The 8,409-nt window shown below is 70.6% G+C and carries 7 protein-coding genes; 2 read left to right on the top strand and 5 right to left on the bottom strand.

Annotated elements, in window-relative coordinates; translation table 11 throughout:
- Nucleotides 1-150: 150 nt before the first annotated feature.
- Genes AOK24_RS31800 through glyA form a run of 5 tightly spaced genes read right to left on the bottom strand, consistent with a single transcriptional unit; the run spans nucleotide 151 to nucleotide 6,311 of the window.
- Nucleotides 151-750 (bottom strand): sarcosine oxidase subunit gamma, encoded by a 600-nt coding sequence (locus AOK24_RS31800; protein WP_055723491.1) that lies wholly within the window; start codon nucleotides 748-750, stop codon nucleotides 151-153.
- A complete protein-coding gene (locus tag AOK24_RS31795; protein WP_055723490.1) occupies nucleotides 743-3,547 on the bottom strand; it encodes a sarcosine oxidase subunit alpha family protein in 2,805 nt (934 codons plus the stop codon). The genes AOK24_RS31800 and AOK24_RS31795 overlap by 8 nt, the downstream gene beginning before the upstream one ends.
- Nucleotides 3,544-3,825, bottom strand: a complete 282-nt coding sequence (locus tag AOK24_RS31790; RefSeq protein ID WP_055723489.1) for a sarcosine oxidase subunit delta — start codon at nucleotides 3,823-3,825, stop codon at nucleotides 3,544-3,546. The genes AOK24_RS31795 and AOK24_RS31790 overlap by 4 nt, the downstream gene beginning before the upstream one ends.
- 9 nt (nucleotides 3,826-3,834) lie before the next feature.
- A complete protein-coding gene (locus AOK24_RS31785) occupies nucleotides 3,835-5,055 on the bottom strand; it encodes a sarcosine oxidase subunit beta family protein (protein ID WP_055723488.1) in 1,221 nt (406 codons plus the stop codon).
- Nucleotides 5,052-6,311: a serine hydroxymethyltransferase gene (gene glyA / locus AOK24_RS31780; protein ID WP_055723487.1), complete on the bottom strand. Its 1,260-nt coding sequence runs from the start codon at nucleotides 6,309-6,311 to the stop codon at nucleotides 5,052-5,054. Before glyA ends, AOK24_RS31785 begins: the two co-directional genes overlap by 4 nt.
- Nucleotides 6,312-6,406: 95 nt before the next feature.
- Here glyA and AOK24_RS31775 point away from each other — a divergent pair, with 95 nt between their 5' ends.
- Complete coding sequence (locus tag AOK24_RS31775; RefSeq protein WP_055723486.1) at nucleotides 6,407-7,060, top strand: GntR family transcriptional regulator; 654 nt, start codon at nucleotides 6,407-6,409, stop codon at nucleotides 7,058-7,060.
- Nucleotides 7,061-7,697: 637 nt separating this feature from the next.
- On the top strand, nucleotides 7,698-8,409 hold a 712-nt coding region (locus AOK24_RS31770), incomplete at its 3' end, for an RNA-guided endonuclease InsQ/TnpB family protein (protein ID WP_159052047.1).

Genomic DNA, 8,409 nt, shown 5'->3' with positions numbered 1-8,409 from the left:
GCCCTGCGGGCGGCGGTGGCGGGCGGCCGGCACAGGTGAACACCCCGACCGGCCGGCACAGGTGAACGCCCCGGCCACGACACCCCCGGGCCCCCACAGCTCAGGGCACCTCCGGCCCTCGCATCTCAGGGCACCCCGAGCCCCCGCGTCTCAAGGCACCTCCGGCCCCCCGAACTCCTCCATCGCATCGATCAGCCACCGCCCCAGATAGTCCGCGAACGACGCCCGCGGAAACAGCCGGTACGTCGGCGCATCGTCCACCTGCCACAGCAGAACCGGCACCGGGCCAACCGTCGTCAACACCGCCCGCCCCGGCCCGAATTCGCGGGGATGGAGATCCAGCGGGCAGCCCTTCTCCAGGACCGCGCGGGCGCTGGGCCCGGCGAGTTGGAGAGTGGTGCGGTTGGCGGAGAGGTCGACGACCGAGCCGGGATCGGTGCCGAGGGCTTCCTTCAAGTCGGCGGTGAGCGAGGAGAGTTCGGGCGCCGAGATGACCAGCCACTCGTCCGGTCCCGCCCACGTGACCGTATGCGGACCGGACGTCGTCGTACGGCCGCACTCCCTGGGAAGGGCCGCGCCCAGCGTCTTCTCGATGCGCGCCGCCGCCTCCGAGGCCGGGTTCACGCGGACGTTCACCATCGTGAGGAACGGGAGTTCCGTCAGCGAGACGCCGCGCGGGCCCGTCACCGTCGCCGCTGACAGGGCTTCCTTCAGGTGGGCCAGCGGGCTGACCGCGAGTTGTTCAGCCATCTCGGCGGGTCCCTTCGGGGTCGTAGAGGACGAAGTCGGTGACCTCGACGGGGATCAAGGTGTCACCGACGGGGGCGAGGAGGGTTTCGCCGTGGCGGTCGCGTCCCCCGGACACCATCGCGAGGGCGAAGGGGCGGCCGAGGGCCGGGCTGTGGTAGCTGGAGGTGACGTGGCCGAGCATGGGGACGGGGATCGTGTCCAAGTCGGTGTCCGGGGCGAGGAGTTGGGTGCCCTCGGGGAGCCGGGTCGTCCGGTCCGCCGGGAGCAGGCCGACCAGGTGCTTGCGGTCGGCGCGGACCGTGTCGGGCCGGGAGTACGACCGCTTCCCGACGAAGTCCTTCTGCTTCGACACCACCCACGCCATCCCCGCGTCCTGCGGAGTGACCGTCCCGTCGGTGTCCTGCCCGACGATGATGTACCCCTTCTCGGCGCGCAGGACGTGCATGGTCTCGGTGCCGTAGGGGGTGATCCCGTACGGCTGCCCGGCGGCGTGGACCTGCTCCCAGACCGAACGCCCGTACCAGGCGGCCACGTTGATCTCGTAGGCGAGTTCGCCGGAGAAGGAGATGCGGCAGATCCGGGCCGGTATCCCGGAGGCGAGCGTGGTCTCGCGGAACGCCATGAAGGGGAACGCCTCGTTGGAGAGGTCGACGTCCGGCGCCAACTGGCCAACGACGTCACGGGACTTGGGTCCGACGACGGCGATGGTCGACCACTGTTCGGTCACCGACGTGCAGTACACGTCGAGTTCGGGCCACTCCGTCTGGAGCCACTCCTCCAGCCAGTCGAGGACTCCGGCGGCGCCACCGGTCGTGGTGGTCATGAAGTACCGCTCGTCGTCGAGGCGCAGGGTCACCCCGTCGTCGAAGATCATGCCGTCGGGCTTGCACATCACGCCGTAGCGGGCGTTGCCGGGCTTCAGTTTCTTGAACGCGTTGGTGTAGATCCGGTTGAGGAACTCCCCCGCGTCGGCGCCGCGGATCTCGATCTTCCCGAGGGTCGAGGCGTCCATGAACCCGACGCTCTCGCGGGTGGCGCGGCACTCGCGGGCGACGGCGGCGTCCATGTCCTCCCCGTCCAGCGGGTAGTACCGGGGCCGCTTCCACTGCCCGACGTCCTCGAACACGGCGCCGTGCTCGACATGCCAGTGGTGCACGGACGTCATCCGCTCCGGGTCGAACAACTCGCCGCGCTCACGCCCCGCGAGGGCCGCGAAGGCGACCGGCGTGTACGGCGCCCGGTAGGCCGTCGTGCCGATCTCCCCCGGCTCGCCCCCGAGCACCGACGCGATCACGCCGATCGCGTTGACCCCGGACGTCTTGCCCTGGTCGTTGGCGGTCCCGAGCGAGGTGTACCGCTTGACATGCTCGACTCCCCGCATCCCGGCGCCGGTCGAGCGCAGCACGTCGGCGACCGACACGTCCCGCTGGAGATCGACGAAGTGGTCGTCGTACGACTCGGCGGGCACCGTCCACAACGCCCGTACGGACGACGCCTGTTGCCGCGAACTCCGCGACGGCACGGCAGGCACCGGCACCGCGAACCCGGCCTCGGTGGCGGCCACCGCCCCGGCCCGCGCCCCTTCGGCGACGCAGTCGTCCGTGTCGTACGTCCCCCGCGCCGCCCCGACGATCTGCTGCGCCGGCACCACTCCGTCCGGCACGAACGCGGCCAACTCCTCGTCCCAGCGCACCTTTCCCTGCCGCTGGCTGTGCAGGTGGACGACGGGACTCCAGCCCCCGGAGACGGCGAGCAGGTCGCAGTCCAACGAGGTGACGAGCGACCCGTCGAGCTCCTGGACGCCGACCCCGGTCAACCGCCCTTCCCCGGACGCCGATACGACCGCGCACCCGGTCAACACCCGTACCTCGTCCGCGAGTTCGACAGCCCGCGCCGACAGTCCCGCCCGCGCGTCCACGACGGCCACGACCTCGACCCCCGCGGCCCGCAGCGCGTCCACGGTGTCGTACGCGCTGTCGTTGGTCGTACTCACGACGGCCCGCGAACCCGGCGTCACCCCATACCTGCCGAGGTACGTCCGCACGGCCCCGGCGAGCATCACCCCGGGCCGGTCGTTCCCGGCGAAGACCAGCGGACGCTCATGCGCACCGGTCGCGAGCACGACCTGCCGGGCCCGGATGTGCCACAGCCGTTGCCGCGAGACCCCCTTCAACGACAGGTCCTCGGTGCGCCGTTGGAGCGCGAGGACGTAGTTGTCGTCGTAGGACCCGAAGGCGGTCGTCCGGTGGAGTACGACGGTCTCGGGCGCGGCGTCGAGCCGGGCACGCATCCGCGTGACCCACTCGGAGCGGTCGAGGAGCGAACCGCCCGGTTCCGGCTGGTCGTCGATGAGGAGGACGCGGGCGCCGGAGTCACTGGCGGCGACGGCGGCGGCGAGCCCGGCGGGGCCCGCGCCGACGACGAGGACGTCCGTGTGGACGTACTTCTTGTCGTAGGCGGCCGGGTCGTCGGACGGGTCGAGGCGGCCCTTGCCGGAGAGCGTGCGGGCGGACAGGCCGTCGTACAGCTCGATCGTCGTGGCGGGGAGCATGCCCTCCGAGTAGGAACTGTCCAGCTGCATCAGGGCGTTGGGCTCTTCGACGCCCGCCGCGACGATGCCCCGGGGGCGGCCCCGGTAGAGGGAGGGGGCGACCTCGATGACGCCGTTCGCGAGCATCGCGGAGGCGAGGGTGTCGCCGGGATGGCCGGTCAACTCCCGTCCGTCGACGGTGAAGTGGAGGACGGTGTCGCGGTCGATACGGCCGCCGTGCGGGAGCCGGAAGGGCTGGTCGGTCATCGGGTTCCTTCCGGGCGGGGCTCGTCGAGGCGGTAGACGGCGAGGACCTGGTGGCTGGCGGTGTCGCGCAGGACGTTGAACCAGCGGCGGCAGCCGGTGCTGTGCACCCAGCGTTCGGCGAAGGGGCCCTTGGGGTTGGCGCGGTAGAAGACGTACTCGGCCCACTGCTCGTCGGTCAGGTCGCCGGGGTTGTCCGGGTAGGGGACGTGGGCCTGGCCGCCGTAGTGGTACTCGGTCTCGTCGCGCGGGCCGCAGTAGGGGCAGTCGATCAGCAGCACGGTGCCTCCTCAGTGGGCCACGGCCGCGGCGCCGTGTTCGTCGATCAGGGCGCCCGTCGTGAACCGGTCGAGCGCGAACGGGGCGTTGAGGGCGTGGGGTTCGCCGGTGGCGATGGTGTGCGCGAAGGTCCAGCCGGCGGCCGGGGTGGCCTTGAAACCGCCGGTGCCCCAGCCGCAGTTGACGTACAGGTTCTCGACCGGCGTGGTGCCGATGATCGGGGAGGCGTCGGGGGTGACGTCGACGATGCCGCCCCAGGTGCGCAGGACGTGCGCGCGGGCGAAGACGGGGAACAGCTCGACGGCGGCGGCCATCTGATGCTCGATCACGTGGAACGAGCCGCGCTGGCCGTACCCGTTGTAGGAGTCGACGCCCGCGCCCATCACCAGCTCGCCCTTGTGGGCCTGCGACACGTACACGTGGACGTGGTTCGACATGACCACGGTCGGGTGGACCGTCTCGTGCAGTTCGGAGACGAGGGCCTGGAGCGGGTGCGACTGGACGGGCAGGCGCACTCCGGCGAGTTCCGCGAGGACGCTGCTGTGTCCGGCCGCCGCGAGGCCGACGCGGCCGGCGAGGATGCGGCCCCGGTTCGTCTCGACGCCGACGACGCGGTTCCCGTCCTTGACGAAGCCGGTGACCTCGCAGCCCTGGATCAGGTCGATGCCGTACTCGTCGGCGCTGCGGGCCAGCGCCCAGGCCACGTGGTCGTGTTTGGCGATCCCGGCGCGGGGCTGGAAGGTCGCGCCGAGCACCGGGTAGCGGGTGTTCGAGGAGACGTTGACGATCGGGCAGACCTCGGCGACCTCGTCCGGCTCCAGCCATTCGGCGTCGACGCCGTTGAGGCGGTTGGCGTTGACGCGCCGGACGCCCTCGCGGACGTCCTGGAGGGTGTGCGCGAGGTTGAGGACGCCGCGCTGGCTGAACAGGAAGTCGTAGTCCAGCTCCTCCGGGAGCCGCTCCCACAGTTTGAGGGCGTGCTCGTAGATCGCCGCGCTCTCGTCCCACAGGTAGTTGGAGCGGATGATCGTGGTGTTGCGGGCCATGTTGCCGCCCGCGAGCCAGCCCTTCTCCAGGACGGCGACGTTCGTGATGCCGTGGTTGACGGCGAGGTAGTGGGCGGTCGCCAGGCCGTGCCCGCCGCCGCCGACGATGACGACGTCGTACGAACGCTTCGGGTCGGGGTTGCGCCAGAGGAAGTCGGGGTGCTCGGGGAGGGGGGCTTCGGTCATGCGAGGTCTCCGTACAGGGGGAAGGCGTTCGCCAACTTCGTCACTCGGTCCCGGAGTTCACCTTCGGGGGTCTCCCCCTTGAGCGTCTCGGCGACAATGTCCGCGACCTCCCGGAACTCCGGCCTGCCGAAGCCGCGCGTGGCGAGCGCCGGTGTCCCGATGCGCAGCCCGGACGACACCATGGGCGGACGCGGGTCGAAGGGCACGGCGTTGCGGTTGACGGTGATGCCGACCCGGTGGAGCCGGTCCTCGGCCTGCTTGCCGTCCAACTGCGAGTTGCGCAGGTCGACGAGGACGAGGTGGACCTCGGTGCCGCCGGTCAGGACGGTGATCCCGGCCTCGGCGACGTCGTCGGACAGCAGCCGCCCGGCGAGCACCCGGGCGCCCTCCAGCGTCCGGCGCTGCCGGTCCTTGAAGTCCTCGCTCGCGGCGACCTTGAAGGCGACGGCCTTGGCGGCGATGACGTGTTCGAGCGGTCCGCCCTGCTGCCCGGGGAAGACCGCCGAGTCGATCTTCTTCGCGAGACCGGCCCGCGTGAGGATCACCCCGCCGCGCGGCCCCCCGAGGGTCTTGTGCGTGGTCGTGGTGACGACGTCCGCGTACGGCACGGGATTGGGGTGCAGCCCCGCCGCGACGAGCCCGGCGAAGTGCGCCATGTCGACCATCAGGTACGCGTCGACGGCGTCGGCGATCCGCCGGAACTCCGCGAAGTCGAGCTGGCGCGGGTACGCCGACCAGCCCGCGACGATCAGTTTCGGCCGGTGTTCCAGGGCGAGCCGCTCGACCTCGCCCATGTCGATCCGCAGGTCGGACTCGCGGACGTGGTACGGGACGACGTTGTACAGCTTGCCCGAGTAGTTGAGGCGCATGCCGTGCGTCAGGTGGCCGCCGTGCGCGAGGTCGAGGCCGAGGATCGTGTCGCCGGGCTTCAGCAGGGCGAACATCGCCGCCGCGTTGGCCTGGGCGCCCGAGTGGGGCTGGACGTTGGCGTGTTCGGCGCCGAACAGGGCCTTGACCCGGTCGATCGCCAACTGCTCGATGACGTCGGTGTGTTCGCAGCCGCCGTAGTAGCGGCGGCCGGGGTAGCCCTCGGCGTACTTGTTCGTGAGCACCGAGCCCTGGGCCTCCAGGAGGGCGGCGGGGGCGAAGTTCTCGGAGGCGATCATCTCCAGCGTCGACTGCTGGCGGTGCAGTTCGGCCGCGACGGCCGCGGACACGTCCGGGTCAAGTGCGGCGAGCGGGAGGGACAGGGTCATCTGTTCACCATCCTGGGAACCGGCTGATACGCGACTGATATATCAAGCTGTGCGGTAACGTATGGGAGCTCACCGCACGCGTCAAGGGGGCGTCCATGCAGCAGATCGCGGCCGAGGAGCTGTCCCTCGCCGAACAGGCGTACCGCGCCGTACGCGACCAGCTCGTCCTGCTCGTGATCCGGCCCGGCGCGCCCATCAACGAGGAGCAGCTCGCGCAGTCCCTCGGGGTCGGCCGCACGCCGCTGCGCGAGGCGCTCAAGCGGCTCCAGTACGAGCGGCTCATCACCACCTACCCTCGGCGCGGGACCTTCGCCACCGACGTCAACATCACCGACCTCGCGCACGTCTCCGAGGTCCGCCAGGAACTGGAACCCCTCGCCGCCGCCCAGGCCGCCCGCCGGGCCACCCCCGCCGACCGGGCCGTCCTCACCGGGCTGCGCGGCGAGCTGGAGAGCGCGGACATCCGCCGCCAGGGCGCGACCGACCTCCTCCACCTCGACCTCCAGGTGCATCGCGCCGTCTACGCCGCCACCGGCAACCCCTACCTGGAGGACACCCTCGTCCAGTACGACAACCTCGCCACCCGCATCTGGTGCCTGTTCATCGACCGCCTCCCCGACATGGCGGGCCATGTCGGCGAACACGGGCCGCTGATCGAGGCGATCGTGGCGGGCCGGGCGGAACTGGCCCAGGACCTGGCGAGCCGCCATGTGGAGGGGTTCGAGAAGGCGGTACGGGCGGTGATCTGAGGGGCGTGGCCCAAGAGGGCTGTGCACAGGCGCGTCAGGGATCATGGTCGTCGGGGACATGTCGTACGACGTATCGGAGACGGCCGAGGCCACCTCCATCGTCGGAGCCGTCCGGGCGGCCTCGCCCTCGCCCGAGTCCTGCATGCGCACGGCATCGAGGCCGTCGTGTACGAACGCGAACCCTCACCCGACGCGCGCGCCCAGGGCGACGTACTCGACCTCCACGCCGAGACCGGGCAGCAGGCATTGTGCAAGGCCAGTCCGGCCGAGGAGTTCCACGCGTTCGAGTCCGCCGGCGGCGGCCTCCCACGTTCCACCGACGGCGCGAACTCCCGGGGCCTGCCCCTACTCACCGACACCCGCCCGCACACAGCGGCTACCGGGAACTCATTTGCAGTACATCGGTCTTCAGGTAGGCGGTGAGGCGAATCTGATGGTGGCGTCACGGTTCCGGCGAAGCAGGAGCCGGACCGCAGCTTGTTGGCCCGCCAGTGGTGGCGTACCAGGTCGGGGAACACTCCGTGCATGGCGGAACCTGGTCACGAAGACCACATGGACATGCATCACGAAAGCACAGTGCCGACCAGTTCCGATCATCCGCATCTCACTCATGAACCATGTACGTACGGTGATGGTCATGCAGCTCCGGTACACCTTCAGGTTGTACCCGGATCCCGGTCAGCAGAGGGCGTTGGCGAGGGCGTTCGGGTGCGCCCGTGTCGTGTTCAACGACGCGGTGCGTGCCCGTGAGGAGGCCCGCGAGGCCGGGCGGCCGTTCCCGGGGATCGGCGAGCTGTCCACCCGTCTGATCACCGAGGCGAAGCGGACCGTGGAGCGGTCCTGGCTGGGTGAGGTCTCCGCTGTCGTCCTTCAGCAGTCCCTGCGGGACGCCGAGACCGCGTACCGCAACTTCTTCGCCTCCCTCAAGGGCACCCGCAAGGGGCCGAAGATAGGCCCGCCCCGCTTCAAGTCCCGCAAGGACTCGCGGCAGTCGGTCCGGTTCACCGCCAACGCCCGCTGGAAGATCACCGACAGCGGTCGGCTGGACCTGCCGAAGATCGGCGCGATCAAGGTGAAGTGGTCCCGCACCCTGCCCGCCACCCCCTCCTCCGTCACCGTCGTCAAGGACGCGGCCGGCCGGTACTTCGCCTCCTTCGTCATCGACACCGACCCCGCCGCCGACGCGGCCCGGATGCCCCACACCGACCGCGCCATCGGCATCGATCTCGGCCTTACCCACTTCGCGGTCCTGTCCGACGGCACGAAGATCGACTCCCCGCGCTTCCTGCGGCGCGCGGAGAAGAAGCTGAAGAAGGCCCAGCGGGAGCTGTCCCGCAAACAGAAGGGAT

Origin of the sequence: Streptomyces niveiscabiei (assembly GCF_001419795.1) — a bacterium.
Taxonomy (GTDB): Bacteria; Actinomycetota; Actinomycetes; order Streptomycetales; family Streptomycetaceae; genus Streptomyces; species Streptomyces niveiscabiei.
Note: the sequence above shows the minus strand (reverse complement) of the source record. Positions and strands in the feature narration are given on the sequence as shown.

What these genes read in the sequence shown, in the direction of transcription:
- AOK24_RS31800 (WP_055723491.1), bottom strand. Translation starts at nt 750, where the DNA reads ATGGCTGAACAACTCGCGGTCAGCCCGCTGGCCCACCTGAAGGAAGCC.
- AOK24_RS31795 (WP_055723490.1), bottom strand. Translation starts at nt 3,547, where the DNA reads ATGACCGACCAGCCCTTCCGGCTCCCGCACGGCGGCCGTATCGACCGC.
- AOK24_RS31785 (WP_055723488.1), bottom strand. Translation starts at nt 5,055, where the DNA reads ATGACCGAAGCCCCCCTCCCCGAGCACCCCGACTTCCTCTGGCGCAAC.
- glyA (WP_055723487.1), bottom strand. Translation starts at nt 6,311, where the DNA reads ATGACCCTGTCCCTCCCGCTCGCCGCACTTGACCCGGACGTGTCCGCG.
- AOK24_RS31775 (WP_055723486.1), top strand. Translation starts at nt 6,407, where the DNA reads ATGCAGCAGATCGCGGCCGAGGAGCTGTCCCTCGCCGAACAGGCGTAC.